This window comes from Rothia sp. HMSC065B04 (genome assembly GCF_001812285.1).
GTDB lineage: Bacteria > Actinomycetota > Actinomycetes > Actinomycetales > Micrococcaceae > Rothia > Rothia mucilaginosa.
The window spans coordinates 73,529-90,404 of sequence record NZ_KV808406.1; the positions used below are offsets into that span (position 1 = coordinate 73,529).

The 16,876-nt window shown below is 58.7% G+C and carries 10 protein-coding genes; 6 read left to right on the plus strand and 4 right to left on the minus strand.

What is annotated here, in order from left to right; all coding sequences use genetic code 11:
- Window positions 1–59 precede the first annotated feature (59 nt).
- Window positions 60–1,259 carry a hypothetical protein gene (locus HMPREF2845_RS00405; RefSeq protein ID WP_239664268.1) on the plus strand — a complete coding sequence of 400 codons (1,200 nt, stop codon included), beginning with the start codon at window positions 60–62 and terminating at the stop codon, window positions 1,257–1,259.
- Window positions 1,260–1,576: 317 nt separating this feature from the next.
- On the opposite strand, the gene HMPREF2845_RS00410 is transcribed toward HMPREF2845_RS00405, so the two are convergent.
- From HMPREF2845_RS00410 to HMPREF2845_RS00415, 3 genes are all read right to left on the minus strand, one after another.
- Complete coding sequence (locus HMPREF2845_RS00410) at window positions 1,577–1,801, minus strand: hypothetical protein (RefSeq protein ID WP_005504194.1); 225 nt, start codon at window positions 1,799–1,801, stop codon at window positions 1,577–1,579.
- A 196-nt stretch (window positions 1,802–1,997) separates the two neighbouring features.
- Window positions 1,998–2,597: a hypothetical protein gene (locus HMPREF2845_RS09180; protein ID WP_005504196.1), complete on the minus strand. Its 600-nt coding sequence runs from the start codon at window positions 2,595–2,597 to the stop codon at window positions 1,998–2,000.
- A gap of 1,025 nt (window positions 2,598–3,622) precedes the next feature.
- Window positions 3,623–4,273 (minus strand): peptidoglycan amidohydrolase family protein, encoded by a 651-nt coding sequence (locus HMPREF2845_RS00415; protein ID WP_005504199.1) that lies wholly within the window; start codon window positions 4,271–4,273, stop codon window positions 3,623–3,625.
- 396 nt (window positions 4,274–4,669) lie between these two features.
- Here HMPREF2845_RS00415 and HMPREF2845_RS00420 point away from each other — a divergent pair, with 396 nt between their 5' ends.
- Window positions 4,670–5,962 (plus strand): MFS transporter, encoded by a 1,293-nt coding sequence (locus HMPREF2845_RS00420; protein WP_049357512.1) that lies wholly within the window; start codon window positions 4,670–4,672, stop codon window positions 5,960–5,962.
- Between the two features lie 84 nt (window positions 5,963–6,046).
- Here the strand turns inward: HMPREF2845_RS00420 and HMPREF2845_RS00425 are convergent, their stop codons facing one another.
- A complete protein-coding gene (locus HMPREF2845_RS00425) occupies window positions 6,047–6,961 on the minus strand; it encodes a shikimate dehydrogenase (RefSeq protein ID WP_049357568.1) in 915 nt (304 codons plus the stop codon).
- 240 nt (window positions 6,962–7,201) lie between these two features.
- Between HMPREF2845_RS00425 and HMPREF2845_RS00430 the strand changes: the two genes are divergently transcribed.
- The 4 genes from HMPREF2845_RS00430 (at window position 7,202) to HMPREF2845_RS00445 (ending at window position 16,860) form a co-directional block, all read left to right on the plus strand.
- Window positions 7,202–12,091, plus strand: coding sequence for an NAD-glutamate dehydrogenase (locus tag HMPREF2845_RS00430; RefSeq protein ID WP_070633576.1), 4,890 nt, complete (start codon window positions 7,202–7,204; stop codon window positions 12,089–12,091).
- A 478-nt stretch (window positions 12,092–12,569) separates the two neighbouring features.
- A complete protein-coding gene (locus HMPREF2845_RS00435) occupies window positions 12,570–13,925 on the plus strand; it encodes a hypothetical protein (RefSeq protein WP_070507430.1) in 1,356 nt (451 codons plus the stop codon).
- A 33-nt stretch (window positions 13,926–13,958) separates the two neighbouring features.
- Complete coding sequence (pelF, locus tag HMPREF2845_RS00440) at window positions 13,959–15,674, plus strand: GT4 family glycosyltransferase PelF (RefSeq protein ID WP_070599560.1); 1,716 nt, start codon at window positions 13,959–13,961, stop codon at window positions 15,672–15,674.
- Window positions 15,664–16,860: a putative glycoside hydrolase family 15 protein gene (locus tag HMPREF2845_RS00445; protein WP_070633579.1), complete on the plus strand. Its 1,197-nt coding sequence runs from the start codon at window positions 15,664–15,666 to the stop codon at window positions 16,858–16,860. The genes pelF and HMPREF2845_RS00445 overlap by 11 nt, the downstream gene beginning before the upstream one ends.
- The last annotated feature ends 16 nt before the right edge of the window (window positions 16,861–16,876 follow it).

Below are 16,876 nucleotides of genomic sequence, written 5' to 3' on the forward strand. Positions count from 1 at the left end.
TGGCAATTTTGGGATCGTCCGGTTTAGCTGCACTATCTTCTCTAGGAATTACCGTTGTTGTGAAACGGTTTCTGGAGGGCGAAAGCCTGACGGAGTTCCTTCTCTTCTGGTCGCTTCTTTTTGCCCTCTACGGTGTGGTGGTAGGTATCCAGCAGGAAGCTACTCGCGCTGTGGGTACTGCACGCCGCGACGGTAAAACTGGTGCACGTATTGCACCCGTGGGTGCTCTGGTGGGTCTTATTGTGGGCGGGCTGACCTTAGTGACGAGCCCTCTGTGGGCTTCCGCCCAGATTCCTTTGAGTGGGTTTAGCGGTGTGCTGCTCCTGAGTGCCGGTGTGGCCCTCTACGCCATGCACATGACTCTCTATGGTGCGTCTGCTGGCCAGGAAAGCTGGTACCTCTTCGCGAGTGTGTCGGGGTTCGACGCTATTTGGCGTATCGTAGCTATCTGTGCGGTCGGTCTGGTCTCTGCACATCTAATCGGTCTTGAAGCCGCAGCGGTTTCTCCGGTACTTCTGTGGCTGCTGATGGTGCTTCTGCTTCCAGAAGCTCGGCGAGTTTTTAGCTCTCGTGCGGATGTTTCCTCGGGCCGTCTGCTGTATAACTACACGCTGTCGATGGGGTCGTCGACTGCTAACGCGGTTCTTATGATGGGCTTGCCGCTTCTGCTGAACGTTAGCATCGATTCAAACGACCCGCTACAGCAGGTTATTTTGGCGGTTCTGATTCTGGCGATTTCGATTACGCGCTCGCCGATTATGATTCCTTTGCAGGCTTTTCAGGGCGTGGCGGTGTCTGCTTTCTTGAAGCAACAGAACCATCCGTTGCGTGCTTTTGCGAAGCCTGCTGGTGCGCTGTTGGGCGTGGGTCTTGTGGGCGCTGCGGCGGCTTATGTGCTGGGCCCGTGGCTGTTTGGTCTGCTTTACCCGCCGAAGCCTTCAGAGGTTGGAGCGTACGCTCAGGTGGTGACTTCTCCGGTGCTTGCGCTTTTGGTGTTTGCTTCTGCTTTCCTGGCGCTTCTGGTGTTGTCGGGGTCGCTGGTGATTGCGTTGAATATGCACCGGTCGTATGTGGCTGGTTGGGTGCTGGCGGCTGTAGTTGCTTGTGTGGTGGCGGTGTCGCCGTTGCCTCTTCTGACTCGCACTCTTCTTGCCCTGTATGTGGGGCCGATTCTTGGCCTGCTAGTACATTTGGGTGCGATGGTGTGGCAGGCGCGTTCTGTGTCGAATAGCGGCAATGCTGAGCTGGAGAATATTTAATAAATAAATGATGAGGGGTTGAGCAAACGAGTAGTTATGCCCAACCCCTCATTTCTAGTAGAGTGAAGAACCTCTAGTTCTCCGGATTATACGAAGTAACCTTATGCTGTGGTGAATCGGCTGGATGCTTCATCCGTCGCGTAGGAGGGCATCTACTGTGGTCAGTATTCACCCATGCCATCCACAACCCCCAAAGGGCTATCGCGAGACCAGCCCACACACTAGCCTGCTCCTGCGATAGAATGCCGTAGGTTTGTAGAACAGCAGTGGCTGCTGGAATCACTGCATAGAGTTGCTTACGCCACCCCGGACGATGCCTAAGCACGACGCTTCGACTTCACGAGGTTCTCCAAATCTGCAATTTGCTTGTGAAGACGTAGCATATTCTCATCGAACCATTCCACGATAGCTCGAGTGCTGACTTTTGCCTGGCCGAAGCGCTGTACGGCAGGGTCGCCTTCACGCACAAAAGGCGCATCATACACATCGGTCAGAGCTCGATGAGCTGCCTGGTATGCAGTGTTTTCAGAAATAGGTGCCATGATAATCTCCTTGGCGGTTAGGCGGCTATGGTAGCCGCGGTTTAACACAAAACCCCGCCGGGATAAACCCGACGGGGTGAACTACAGCAGTGAAATAACAGCTTCATGCGGTAGTTTTATCTGCCCGGGAAAATGGTGTAATCCTACTTGGATTGGTTACCTATGTTCACAGGCAGAAGCATAATGGTGGACGATATTAGTCCTGGCTATGAAGTAGCAGGGCTAAGGCCTTCATGCCTTCTAACCCTTCCCACATAGCAGAGCATGAACGACAAGATGCTCGTTCAGCGGTGTAATACAGTGCAGATTTGCGTATTGATGTTGAGCTGTCGCAGCTTGTTTTCGTGACTTCCTGCTCCCCGCAGTTAGGGCAAAATCCCTGCAAGTCATGGATGGGATGGCGCAACGCAACAATGGCCCGAATCCAACTAGTCGTTATTGCCAACGCCTCATCATGAAGTTCCTGATGTAAGTGATTGCGAATCCACGCAGAAACCTGATTTTTCAGCGATGCACCTGGGAATGAGCCCATAACAACGGAACGAATAGACTCCTGAACTTGTAGCGCATTAGCAGAAATGGGCATACGACATCCAAAGCGACTGGTGCTGGATGCTCCTCCGGTACGTGAACCGCCCGCTATATAATCTGCCAACTCATCCAATAACGCCTGATGACGTGGAATACGGAACTTTGGGCGGTGCAGACATCGACGGTCTGCGTCCTTCACTGGCGTGCCCACAGTTAGAGCGATTAGATGCTGCTGCAGTTGCTCGCCAGACGAAATGGTAGCCATATGATGTAGCCTCTCTGCTAAATGAGTGAATTATTGATATCCGCTACAGTGCGGAAGGTGTGTGAACCATAGTGTTGGCTCTACAAAGAGTTGCCTTGCTTCTGCTTCTTGGCAGCGAAGCTGAAGCGTGTGACAGGCGTTTTCTCCGTGCGCGTAGGAATGACGCTAAGCCAGTATCATGAACGGCCCATTCATCCTGTCCGCCCTTCTTGCCGATTGGAGCTTCAGTATCCTGGGGCGCATTCTGTCGCTTCAGTTGCCGGTAGTGCTTGCGGCATAAGGGATGCCCAGCACGTCGAGAACCCGCATCTATCGGCTTCTCACAACGCGTGCAATGAGAAAGCTCAAGAAAAAGAACCGGATTTGCTCGCGAAGGGTAAATTCGCTGCTTTGAAGTTCGTCGAGCTCGAGGGTTGACAGGAAGATAGACCCGCGGTGAATCAAGAGGGACGGTACCCTCTGGCGCATGGATACATGCACGGCAGATGGAATAGATGGGATTCCACTGATTCTCTATTGCGATGCGTTGTCCGTAATTTTCAGGTTGGATACTACTGGCTGGAAGGGAGATGCCAGCGGTTCTCCAACATCTAGGACAAATAGGTTGTCCCGATGATATGCGGGGATTCTTGTGGAGGCGTATCGCCCTATGCCGTGCTTGGCATGTGCGGCAACCAGCACGATATGTGTCTGTCGGCTCGTGGCATCCTTTGCATAGCCGGGATGGGTACTTCATGAGTCCTCCTTGGAATCAAGACCTAGCAGAAGATTAATCCGATGTTTATAAAAGACGTAAATTAGCTTTTAATATTCATCGAGGGGGGGGGGTAATATTTAATAAATATTTTTTGTATTTAATTGAAATTCAACTCTTAGAAGTTTATTTTTACTAAAATGATTCACAAAGTGAAAGTATGCTGGTGGTTGAGTGTGTTATATATGAGAATTTAACTTGTTTTGGGTAGGGTCCATGGACCCTACCCAAAACAAGTTTTGATAGTTATATATCTATGAGGCTCTATGCATTAGAGAGCTCGGATTGCATTCTCCAGCTCCTTCAGGCTGGTCTCCAGACGGATCATAGAAGTATCAAACCAATGGATGACACCGCGCAAGCCGACAGTGGCATTGCCATAGCGAGCCTTAGCGAGGTCGCCCTGGCGAACAAAAGGCTCATCAAAAATTGCATTCATCGCATTCTTCGTTGCGCGATAGATAACCTCTTCTTCGTTTACTTCTGCCGGGGGACGATAAATCGTGATTGCGGGACCACCGTTGTACGACCAAATCGTGTCGTGCGGATTGATAGAAATACCATTATGGCCAGCGTTGCAATGGATAATCGTGTCGTGGTCATCATAGAAAATGCCGGTGTGGCCAGCTGCACCGTTGGTGTATCCACGGCGACCCCAAATAAACACGTCGCCACGTCGTGCCGGGTAATTACCCGATGCATCCGGTCGAACCTGAGTCCAGCCGTACTTCTCCAAATCATTAAAGAGAGACTCTGTACTACCAAGTCCCGTACTCTTCGGAAGAAGTCCCGCCTCATGCAGGGCCGAATAGACAGCCGAAGAACAATCGTAAGAATGCGGGCCAGTTCGATAATCCATCGAATAGGTCACCTTGCCCTTACGCTGCTCCATCCATGCAATCGCCTGATCAATCTTGGACATAATAAAATCCTTTCGGAAAGGCGGTAGCCCCGCACTATGAACCTCCCGGGAAGTTCATAGTTCGGGGCTACCGCAAATGAATTGGACACTAAAAACGCCGACCAGCTTTATCTTGGTCGGCGTGACTGCTCGGTAGGCACACTCCTGCCGAGGTGATATTCACTTTACGTGAGTTGGGATGCGAAAGTCCTGTCGCGTATTTTTGAAATTACAAATTTCTTTATTGTTCACTCGGTCTCCGTGTTTCTACCTACTTCAAACCTTGGGAACTTAGGTAACCCTATGGAAAATGGGTGGGGTGCTCCCTACACTGGAAGGGCACATTGACAGACCGCACAGGCCGCCTACACCGCGGCCCCGCCCCTCCCAACGGGTATATTACCGAAGGAGCCACCCATGAGCCGACGCACCGACGCGCCCGCCCGATCACCACGACGAGCCGCCCTCGCCAGCTGGATAGGCTCCGCCCTCGAATACTACGACTTCGCCGTCTACGGCACCGCCGCGGCTATCGTGCTCAACCGCATCTTCTTCCCCGAAGACACCGCCGCCATCGGTATCCTCAAATCCATGGTGGTTGTGGGCGTCGCCTACGTTGTGCGCCCCTTCGGCGCCATGATCGTTGGACCCCTCGGTGACCGTTACGGCCGCCGATTCGTCCTGATGCTCACGCTCTTCCTGATGGGCTTTGCCACCTTCGCAATCGGTTGCCTGCCGACCTACAGCGAGGCAGGTATCCTCGCCCCCACCCTGCTGGTCATCTGCCGCATGATTCAGGGCCTCTCCGCCGCCGGTGAGCAGGCAAGCTCCATCTCCATCTCCCTGGAGCACGCCAACGAGCATCAGCGCGCCTTCACGACCAGCTGGACCCTGCAAGGCACCCAGTTCGGCTCGCTACTGGCAACCGCCGTGTTCATTCCCTTCGCCGCCCTGCCGGACGAGCACCTGCTCAGCTGGGGCTGGCGCGTACCCTTCTGGCTCTCCGCCTTCGTGGTGGTGACCGCCTGGCTGATTCGCCGCACGCTCTCCGAACCGCCCGCCTACCTGCAGCGTGAAAAGCTCACCGAATCCCCGCTCATGCTGGTCTTCAAGCACCACAAGCGCGCCGTGCTCACTATCGCCGTGTGCGCCATGGTCAACACTGTGAACATGGTCTTCACGACCTTCGCGCTTTCCTTCGCCACCAAGGGTTACGGCCTTGACCGCAGCACGATGCTGCTGGTGCCGGTCGCCTCCAACACCCTCGGTCTGATTGCGATTCCGCTCGCCGCCATGCTTGCCGACCGGATCGGTCGTAAGCCCGTGTTCATTACCGGTGCGGTTGCTTCGTCCCTGGTGATGTTCCCGTATCTCGGGGCGATCACCGAGGGTAACTGGGTGGGTATCTTCACCTACGGCGTGCTCATGCACGGTGCGCTGTACTCCATGGCGAACGGCGTGTGGCCCGCCTTCTACGCGGAGATGTTCCCGACCCGCGTGCGCGTGACCGGCCTGGCGCTGGGTACCCAGATTGGCTTCGCAATTTCTGGAGGCGTGGCGCCCGCCGTGGCGACGAGCCTCGCCGGTGCCGACCTGCATAACGCGGTGCTGCCCGCCGTGTTCACGGTCGCCATGTGCGTGCTCGTGGCGTTGGGTGCGTTGACGGCTCGTGAAGGGTACAAGAAGTCCCTGGCTGAGCTGGATGCATAGCCCACAGAATATATTCCGAATATAGAATAAATACAGGTGGGGCTGGATAGTTAGCTATCCAGCCCCACCTGCGTGTTTAACCTTCTAAGCCCCCTGCTGAGCCGCAATCAGCGTCTCAAAATGCGCCGCCATACGCTCAGCGTTCGGTTCCAGCCCGGTGAAGAGACGGAACGCATCCACCGCCTGACCCACCGCCATGTAGCCGCCCGTCAGCACCTCGCACCCGGCGGCACGCGCCGCGCGCACCAGCTGCGTCTGTTGCGGCAGGTAGATGACATCCGCAACCCACAGGCCCTCACGCAACACCCCGGCGCTCAATGCCGACTCGCTCAACGGCATACCCGGATGCACGTGCATACCCACCGGGGTTGCGTTCACCAAACCCTGAGCCTCCAGTAGAGCTTCAACCAAGTGCTCATCGTCGCTCAGCACCTCGATCCGGGTCTGTGGGAAGAGCCCGCCCAGCTGCTCCGCAAGCCCCTGCGCCTTCGCCGCGTCACGCTCAAAGAGACTCAGGCGGCGCACCCCCAGGCGGCACAGCGCGTACGCCGTGGCGCTACCGGCACCGCCAGCACCCAACTGCGCCACGTGCTCCAGGCGCGCCGGATCCTCCGCCACCTGCGGCAGGCCGCGCTTCAATCCCGCAATGAACCCGGAGTAGTCCGTGTTATCGCCGTAGAAGCTGCCGTCCTCACCAATCACCACGCAATTGACCGCACCCAGGGCGCGTGCCGCATCCGAAAGCTCGTGCAGGTGCTCCATGACCGACTGCTTGCACGGGTGCGTGATATTGAAAGCGTTAAAGCCGAGCAGTGCCGCAGCATCCAGAAGCGCCGGTGCGGAGGCGCCATCCAGGTTCAGGGCGTCCAGGTCGACAGGGCGGTACAGGTAGCGCACCCCGTGCGCGTCCGCCTCCGCCTCATGCATGGGAGGGGTCAGGGAGGAGGTGATGCCGTCACCAATGAGACCCACCAGGAAAGATTCAGTACGCAAACTCATAGTTTCACTGTACGTGTCCACCCCTCAAGATGCACCTACTTTCTTGAACCCGTACCAAATGCGCGCTGGATTTGGGAAGAAGATAAAAATAATTTCTACGCCCACAAGAGCGATATGTCTGACAGAAACACCTCGAAGGTATAAGCTTGGTATAAGTGCTCGCGCGCCACGGTGCGCACATGAGACCACACAGACACCGTCACAGTGAAGTGATACCGATATTCGGAGGATAGATTGTCAATGACTGACAAGGCTATGGCACACTTCGCTGGCGCCGATGCATGGGTCGAGCAGTATTTCCTGAACAGCCCCGAAGATGAGCGTGAAGAGTTCACCCCGGCAGAGTTAGAGGATTTGGCTCGCACCCACCGTGCGCTAGCTCAAATCCGCCTGCCCAAGACCCCTGTCGTTGCCGCACGCAATGACGAGTACAACACCACCCTGTACGTCGCGACCGACGACATGCCGCACATCGTCAGCTCCCTGACCGCATGCCTTGCCACGCACTTTGGTGGTTTCGTCACCATTCTTCACCCCACCTTCCTCGCTGAACGCGGCCCGGACGGTACCCTTCTGAGCCTGCGCGGCACCGGCATGCGCGGCAACCTCGCCAGTGGCGATACCGCCACTCTTGGCGTGCCCTCCCTCAAGCTCAGCGAGAACGCCCCGGCGGGTACCACTGTCGCTATTGAATCCTGGATTGCGGTTCGCCTGACCCGCTACCTCACTGAGGAAGAGCAGCGCCGCTGCGAGAAGGAAGTTGAACGCGTCCTCGCTGACGTTCGCGCCTGCCACACCGACCTGGATGCCATGGTCACCCGCGTTTTCGACCTGGCGCAGTCCATGTACGACCTGCGCGGCGCAACCCTGGGTCACGGCGAGGAATCCTACGCCGCCAACCCGCGCGGTGTGGAGCCTGCCTCCCGTGTGGAGGTGGCACAGGACTTCCTGCGCTGGCTGACCCGCGGTAACTTCGTGTTCATGGGCGTTAAGGAGCGCGTGCTGGATGGCACCTCCGGCGCTATTTCTCTGGTGGACCGCCCCGGTTCGGCGCTCGGTATTCTGCGCACTACGGAGGGTAAGAGCCGCATCCCCCTTTCGGGCGAGACCTTGGAGCGTGCCCTATTCCCGCGCCCCCTGTACATCACGAAGGCGAATTCCCGCTCCACCGTCGCACGGAACGACTACCTGGACTACATTGGTGTGCGCCGCTTCGACCTGAACGGTCGCGTGATTGGTGAGTACGTCATTCTGGGTCTGTTCACCCGTCAGTCGTACGCACTGCCCGCCATTGAGACTCCGCTGGTGCGTGAGCGTATCGCGATGGTACGCCGCCGCCTCGGCTACCACCCCGGTTCTTACTCTGACAAGGCGCTTCTGGGTGCCTTGGAGGATTACCCGCGCCTGGAGCTGCTGCACGCTTCCGCTAATGATCTGACCGATACGTTCGGCGGCATCATGGGCCTGGAGGAGCGCCGCAAGACCCGCCTGTTCCTGCGCGCTGACCGGTTCAACCGGTTTATTTCCGCCGTGGTGTACCTGCCTCGGGATCGTTACAACACGAACGTGTGCTCCCGTATCCAGCGGGTGTTCCAACAGGAATTTGATCTTAGTGCCATCGACCATGAGGTGTACCTGTCCTCCTCATCGTTGGCGCGTCTATTTTTCCGCATTCGGCTCACCAACCCCAACGATGTGCCGAAGACGGATCATCAAGCTCTCGAAAAGCGACTGCAAGAAGCCGCCCGCTCCTGGGTGGAAGCAACCGCAGCTGCTATTGAGGCATGGAAACCCGGAGCGGAAGGCCGCCGACTCGCATCAGCCTGGGCAGATGCGACTAGTGCAGCCTACCGAGCCGATTACACAGTAGAACAAGCAATCGAGGATATCGTGATTCTTGAATCTCTCTCGGGCCAGAAGCCCGCCGCAATCAAGGTTGAAGCCGGCGAAGCCAACACCACCCGACTGAAGACCTACCTGTCCGCACCTCACACCCTCACCGAGCTTCTGCCGGTTATGCAGAATATGGGCCTGGTCGTTGTTGATCAGAAGCCCTACGAGTTCAAGCCTGAGGATGGCGAAGACTACGGTTACCTCTACGACTTCGGAGTTGAATTCCCCGAGGGCGTGGACGCAAACGCTGTGGCTTCCCTGTACGAGGATGCCCTGAACGCCTACCTGCTCGGTGAGCGCGAGTCCGATACCCTGGACCGCCTGATCCTGGCTGAGGGCCTGACCTGGCAGGAAGTACGTCTGTTCCGTGCCCTGAACCACTACCTGATTCAGCTGGGCCTGGGCTACACCCCGTCCTTCATGTCGAACACCCTGCTCGCAAACCCGGCCATCACCAAGCACCTGGTCGAGTTCTTCGAGGTCAGCTTCGACCCGAACAACGGTCTCAACGATGAGCAGCGCAACGCACGCCGTGACGAAATCGAAGCAGCCCTGGTTGAGGAACTGAACCAGATTCCCACCCTGGACGCTGACCGCTACCTGCGTTCCCTCGGCAAGGTCATCCGCGCTATCCTGCGCACCAACGCATACCTTGCTGACCGCCCCGCACTCGCGTTCAAGGTGGCACCGCAGGAGATCGACTTCGCACCCCTGCCCCGCCCCAAGTTCGAGATTTTCGTCTACTCCCCGCGCGTTGAGGGTGTTCACCTGCGCTTCGGTAGCGTCGCACGTGGTGGCCTGCGCTGGTCGGACCGCCGTGACGACTTCCGCACCGAGGTTCTGGGCCTGGTCAAGGCACAGATGGTGAAGAACGCCGTCATTATCCCCACCGGCGCGAAGGGTGGCTTCTACCCCAAGCAGCTGCCCGACCCCGCAGTGGATCGTGACGCATGGATCACCGAGGGCCGCGAGTCCTACAAGGTCTTCATCGGCTCCCTGCTGGACGTTACCGACAACCTCGCAGTTGGCACCGACGGCTCCGAGACCGTTGTCCGCCCCGAAGGTGTTGTAGCACGCGACGCTGACGACTACTACCTGGTGGTTGCAGCGGATAAGGGCACCGCAGCATTCTCCGACACCGCAAACGCAATCAGTCTGGAGCGCGGCTTCTGGCTGGGCGACGCCTTCGCATCCGGCGGCTCCGTCGGTTACGACCACAAGGCTATGGGCATCACCGCACGTGGTGCATGGGAGTCCGTCAAGCGTCACTTCGCTGAGCTCGGCCACGACGCTCAGACCGAAGAGTTCACCGCAGTCGGCATTGGCGACATGTCCGGTGACGTGTTCGGTAACGGTCTGCTCCGCTCCAAGGCAACCCGCCTGGTCGCAGCATTCGACCACCGCGACATCTTCCTGGACCCGAACCCGAACGCGGCAGTGTCCTTCGACGAGCGTCAGCGCCTGTACAACCTGCCCCGTTCCTCCTGGCAGGACTACAACCGCGACCTGATTTCCGCCGGTGGTGGCGTGTACTCTCGCGGTCTGAAGTCCATCGAGATTACCCCCGAGGTGCGCGAGGTTCTGGGCCTGGATGAGTCCGTTACCGAGCTGGCACCGACCGAGCTGATTTCCGCAATCCTCAAGGCACCGGTCGACCTGATTTACAACGGCGGTATCGGTACCTACGTGAAGGCATCCACCGAGACCAACGCACAGGTTGGCGACAAGGCTAACGATGCACTGCGCGTCAACGGTAAGGACCTGCGCGCCAAGATTGTTGGCGAGGGCGGTAACCTCGGCTTCACCCAGCTGGGTCGTATTGAGGCTGCGCTCAACGGCGTCATCCTCAACACCGACGCAATCGACAACTCCGCAGGTGTGGAAACCAGTGACCGCGAGGTCAACATCAAGATTCTGGTGGACCGCCTCGTGGCACACGGCGAGCTGTCCAGCGAAGAGCGTGCTTCCTTCATCGAGTCCCTGCAGGACGAGGTCGGCGGCAAGGTCCTCGAGACCAACGTTGAGCAGAACGTTCTGCTGCAGGGTGAGTTCCACGGCTCCTTCCTGGGCACCAACCTGTACAAGCGCCTCATGCACGACCTGGAAGAGCACGCCGGCCTGAACCGCGCCGTCGAGTTCCTGCCCACCGACGAGGAGCTGGACGAGCGTCTGGAGACCACCGGCGACCGCCTGACCCGCCCCGAGCTGTCCGTCCTGGCTGCGTACGTGAAGATTTACCTCACCCACGCACTGGAGCAGACCGACTTCGCGGACGACCCCTACCTGGAAGGCGTTCTGCGCAGCTACTTCCCGGCAGCACTGGTTGAGCGTTTCGGTCAGCACCTGGACTCGCACCCGCTGCGTAAGGAAATCATCTGCACCCGCGTCGCTAACGAGCTGGTCAACATCGGCGGTATCACCTTCGCATACCGCGTGATGGAGGAGTTCAACGTCGGTATCGATTCCGTCGCACGCGCCTTCATCGTCGCTCGTGAGCTCTTCGAGCTGGGCACCGCAGCTAAGTTGCACCGCGAACTGCCCCCGAAGACCCCGCTGGATGCATGGTTCACCGTTCTGCGCGACAACCAGCGCGTTCTGGATCGTGCTGTCCGCTGGTTCATCACCGAGCGTGGCGTGGTTGCTGGCACCAGCATCTCTGAGCTGCTGGAGATCTTCGGCTCCGTCGTCGAGATGCGCCACAACCTGCCCGAGTACCTCTCCGGCACCTCCCGCGAGCGTGTTCGTGCAAAGCGCGACGCAGGCGAGGCATGGGGCCTGCCCGAGGAACTCATCGTCATCTGGATCCGCGGTTTCGAGGGCTACGCCCTGCTGGACGTCATCCGTTCGGCACGCGACCACGACTTCGAGGCAACCTCGCTGGCACCGGTCTACTTCGCAACCTACGACCGCTTCAAGGTGGACGAGCTGCTCGGCCTCATCTCCGACCTGCCCCGCAGCGACCGCTGGGAGATCCTGGCACGTCAGGCACTGCGCGGCAGCCTCTACGAGACCGCTGCAGGTCTGGCACTGTCTGTGGCAGAGGGCGCGAAGGGGGACTTCTCCACCGTGGACGGTGCGCAGAAGGCACTGGCTACCTGGATTGAAGAGCACCCGACCCGCGTGGGTAACATCGACCGCATCCTGCAGGAGATTCGCGAAGCTGCTCCCGACGCATCCGGTCACCCGCGCTTGGCTGTAGTGTCTGTGGCACTGCGTACTCTCTCGAGCGCATCCTAATCAGCTAAGACCCTTACGGGTCGCCGCATAGAGCATCCCGGTTCCCTCCAATCAGAGGGGCCGGGATGCTTTTGCGCAGGGACACATGGTGCGTGCACAGGTAGTGCGGGGGATCTTTGGTCGGGTGAACCTTGTGCCGGTGTGCCAGTGCGTCATCACCTCGCGTGGAGCACCCAAATCAGGGTTGTTGCACCCCGCGTATATTGCATAGAATATTGCTCTCACTAGGTGTTTTGCACTCTTATGTGATGCACATTATGTGGGTGTGTCCTAAATCCCTCCAAATATCAAGTAGAGGGTTAAGGAAACCAAAGGTTTTAGTTGATATATGCCGTATATTGATTCACGGCGGCATCAGCGCAAGCCATGGGGACCCGGCACTTCTCGGTACGACGACTCTTTCCCCTGGCGCGTCACACGGTGCTGTTCAAACACACTGCCCCTAATCTTTACGATTATTGACTGAAAGTCTGCAAGATTGTCTACCAACCACGGTACTGAGGAAAAAAGCAACAGCGCATGGCGCCTCCTCATTAACTTTCTGCTTTACGTCTCTCCGGTCGCCCTGCTGACCACCGTCTTCCCCATGGTCACCCCGACCATTAACCGGTACAACCTCGATGGTGTACCCCTGATCCAGGTGATTCTGGCGGCGTCCATTACCGTTCCTTGGCTCAGCCAGGCGGCCTGCCTGCCCCTTTACCGTGCTATCCAGATGGAGCACAAGAAGATTGCGGATGCCCGCGAAGGTCTACGTATTCACGCTGAAACCCTTGAGCACCAGCTCAAGCGTGCCGAAGCACGAGCCGTACGCGCACGCATGTCCGAGCCGCAGTTCCAGGACATTACCGACCTGACCGCGTTCACCCGCAACTGGCTCTACCTCTTCTTCATGACCATGCCGCTGGTGCTGCTCTTCGCAATTCCGGTCGCCCTCGTTCTTCACTGGAGCCCGACTGCATTCGGTGCGTTCTTCGTCCTGGGCGTTCTCAACATTGCGTTCGCGCAGCTGCTGGTCATCCCGAACCTCGCGAAGAACCGCATCATCTGGTTCATCGCGTGGCTTGGCTACACTCTTGCCTTGTACTGCTACCCCGTCATCTGGTTCCTGCCGCCGCTGGTTGGTTCGCTCATCCTGCTGGTGAGCCTCGGTAAGGACCTGGTGCACCTGCTGCACTTCGCGCGCATCCCGCTCAAGGACATTGCGCTCGACGCCCTGCGCGGCTTCTTCACCGGCTCCATCATCTGGGCCGATAAGTACATGCTCTTCCTGGTCACCGGCGGTGAAATCAACGTCGTGGCAATCTACCTGAGCCTGATCCCCTGCGTTATCGCCTACAACTACTTCTTCGTGGTGGAAGCAGACCGCGTCAACGCAAGCATCCAGCACTTGTGGACCATCTTCGACCGCCTGCCCTACAAGGGCGTTCAGGCGGAGTCTTCGAAGGCTCTGCGCACCTCCAACCACGCTATCCGCAACTCCCTGCTGATTTACATCGCCAGTGCTATCGTCACCGGCATCCTGATGTTCATCTTCCTGCCGCAGTCCTACCCGCTGGCGCTCTCCGGCCTGGTCGTGGCGTTCCTCTTCGTTGCAGTGGCACTGCTGATTTACCAGATCGAGTACATGACCATGTACGTCACCGTGCAGCTGCTCTCCGCAGCGCACCTGGTGCTGCTCTTCATCTCCTTCATGATTCTGCCCAACGAGACCGGCTACCTGCCCATCATCGTGGGCGAGACAGTGCTCGCCTTCGCATGCTACCGCGTCTACCGTCAGGCGTGGGCTGCACCCGAGTACTCCCTCTTCTGGCGTCGAGCCCTCGCCTGGTAAGAACCGCACGGTCCGCGAAAGATACACACGACAATGACTGAACAGATGTACCGAAACCACTACGCGCCGCTGCAGCTTCCGGCTCCCGGCCCCCACTACAGCGACCCCGAATACCCGGACGTTGACGTCGCCATCATCATGGAATCCACCTACCCCTACCTCAAGGGTGGGGTGTCCGCGGTGGTGCACGATATCGTCTGCGAAAACCCGGATCTGACCTACGGCATTATTCACATCGCCTGGGATAAGAACTCCCCCCACGAAGACCTCTACGGCATGCCCGAGAACGTCAAGTGGGTCAAGGTGCTGTACCTGAGCCTGGAAGTCAACCGCGACGCCTTCGCGGAAGCCTGCGACCCCTCCGCACTGCGCATGAACTTTGCGGAGCGTCAGGCGCTCACCCAGCGCCTCATGGACGGATTCAGCGCCCTCATTGCAGGCGACGTGAACCCCCTCTGGAAGCTCTACGACGAGGGCATCAACCCCGCAACCCGCAGCTACAACCTCTTCGGCCTCTTCGGAACCCGCGAGTTCATGCAGGCGATTGCGGGCCTGGGCTTCTTCTCCGAGGTGCCCTTCGGTGAGCTCTTCTGGAAGGTGCGCGACTTCGTCTCCATCCTCTTTGCGATCCTGCACGAGCGGATGCCGCACGCCCGCGTCTACCACGCCCACACCACCGGCTACGCGGCACTCATCGCCGCCGCAGCCGCACGTGACCACGGCACCAGCTTCCTGCTGACCGAGCACAACCTGTACATTCGCGACACCGTGAACACCAAGCTCGAACGCAACATGGCGAAGCCCGTTACCACCGACTACGCCTTCCTCAACGAGGAGCGTGAGCACCCCGGCCTGGGCCCGGTCACCCTCGACGAGCGTGCCTGGTCCGTCTGGTTCGTCGAAATGGGACGCTTCTGTTACCCCAGCGCTGACATGGCAACCTACCTGTACCCCAAGGCTCTGGAAGAGGCACGCGGTATTGGCGCGCCCATCGACCAGATGAACGAGGGCGAGAAGGACCGCGCGATCATTCTGCCTAACGGTATGCTCATCGAGTCCGTGGCGGAAGCCTACTACGCCCGCCAGGCGGCGCGTGCCCGCATCCTCGCTGAGGGCCGCGGCCACGTGTGGCGCTTCGTGTTCATCGCCCGCGTGGTGCCTATTAAGGGCCTGACCGACCTGATTCGCTCCCTCGCGGTGCTGCGCGATCAGGGTCTGGTGAACTTCCACCTGGACGTGCTCGGCCCCAAGGACCACCTGCCCGAGTACTACGAACTGTGCCTGCGCACCATCGAAGAGCTCAACATGGGTGAGTACATCACCTTCCACGGCACCGTGAACGTGCGTGCGATGCTCGACCGCTTCGACCTGCTGCTCATGCCCAGCTACAATGAGGGTCAGCCGATTGTGGCGCTCGAGGCGATGGCTGCGTCCATCCCGCTGGTCAGCACCGACGTGGGCGGTATGTCCCAGCTCATCGACGATGTGCTGGTCGCCCCCGACGGCCACGAAATCGGTAACTGCGGTATCTTGACCATCCCCGGCGATATTCACGGCTTCGCGGCGGCGCTGCGCACCCTCATGGAGGAGCCCAGCATCTACGAACGCTACTGTGTGAACGCCTACGACCGTATCGTCAGCTTCTTCCAGCTGCGACTGGTCATGGACCGCTACAACACGATCTACCGCGAGCTGGGCAAGCTGCCCCCTCGCGCCCCCGAATTCGACCCGGAGTACGATGGCGAATAAACTCACCCGCTTGGGCGGACCCGGCAAATTTGGTGCCTGGGTCCGCTACGGCGGTAAGCCCATTACCCAGCAGCAGCTCGATTTTGCGGTCAAGAACTACTCTGTCGCAATCCTGCAGCCCTGGGAACTGGACGCGGCACGCTACCTGAAGAAGCGTGCACCTCAAATGGTGGTGCTGGCGTACAAGTGCCTGTCTTCCACCCGCTCTTATGAGCCCGGCCCGATCTATTCTTCGGGTGTGTCTTACCCGCTGGCGCAATCGATGGCGAACTCCGGTAAGGATTTCTTCGCCCACCGCCTCAACGGTGACCGTATCGAATGGAAGGGCTACCCCAAGCACTTCCAGATGCAGGTGTGGAACGCCGACTACCGTTGGCAGTGGGTGGACGCTGTGGTGCGCGAAATGCGTAACTCACCCTTCGACGGGGTCATGGCGGATAACGACATCGAGAACGACTACTACGACCTGAACTTGCCCATCCAGGGTGTGGAGTCCATGACGAAGATCCGTGAGCACCTGGATTTTCTGGTCGCGTACGCCGGTATTGAGCTGAATAAAATCGGCAAGATTCTGGTGCCCAATATTGCTGAGTCTCGTCTGCGTTACGGCAAGTGGGAGCGTCACAGCGCCTACGGTGGCGGCTTTGAGGAGGTGTGGCTCGGCTGGGGTCCGAACGACTACCTGTCTTCGCCGTACGCCGTGATGCAGGGTCGTGAGATTGCGAACGGCTCGGCGGGCGACGTGAACCTGGGTACTACTTTTGCGGGTCTGGGTGGCCGTAGCGCCGCCTCGCAGAAGAAGGTGACGATTCTGCGTACCCCGCTCAGCGACCGCAAAGCTGCTATTACCGGTACGGATGAGAACTTCCTGTACGGTTTGGCGGGCTTCTGGGTGTTTGGTGGAGGCGCCTTCACCGGCATCAGCGCAACCCACCACGACGCCTACGACGAGATCCCGCACGCCCCGGAGCTTTCCTACGACCTGGGCGATCCGGTCGGCGGCATTATCGCTCAGAAGACCGCTCAGACTCGTGCCTTCACGCACGGTTGGGCTGCCCTGAACACCGGCTCGAAGGATGTGACCGTGAAGGTTCCTTCCGGCCTGGTGGATGCGGCAAACCGCCCGGTACCGTCGAGCTTCACGCTGCGGGCGCATCAGGGTGTGGTGTACCGCCGTAAGGCGTAATTCACCGCTCGCGTAG

Excerpts from the sequence above, each read along its gene's own strand:
- HMPREF2845_RS00410 (WP_005504194.1), bottom strand. The coding sequence starts at position 1,801 with ATGGCACCTATTTCTGAAAACACTGCATACCAGGCAGCTCATCGAGCT.
- HMPREF2845_RS09180 (WP_005504196.1), bottom strand. The coding sequence starts at position 2,597 with ATGGCTACCATTTCGTCTGGCGAGCAACTGCAGCAGCATCTAATCGCT.
- HMPREF2845_RS00415 (WP_005504199.1), bottom strand. The coding sequence starts at position 4,273 with ATGTCCAAGATTGATCAGGCGATTGCATGGATGGAGCAGCGTAAGGGC.
- HMPREF2845_RS00420 (WP_049357512.1), top strand. The coding sequence starts at position 4,670 with ATGAGCCGACGCACCGACGCGCCCGCCCGATCACCACGACGAGCCGCC.
- HMPREF2845_RS00425 (WP_049357568.1), bottom strand. The coding sequence starts at position 6,961 with ATGAGTTTGCGTACTGAATCTTTCCTGGTGGGTCTCATTGGTGACGGC.
- HMPREF2845_RS00430 (WP_070633576.1), top strand. The coding sequence starts at position 7,202 with ATGACTGACAAGGCTATGGCACACTTCGCTGGCGCCGATGCATGGGTC.
- pelF (WP_070599560.1), top strand. The coding sequence starts at position 13,959 with ATGACTGAACAGATGTACCGAAACCACTACGCGCCGCTGCAGCTTCCG.
- HMPREF2845_RS00445 (WP_070633579.1), top strand. The coding sequence starts at position 15,664 with ATGGCGAATAAACTCACCCGCTTGGGCGGACCCGGCAAATTTGGTGCC.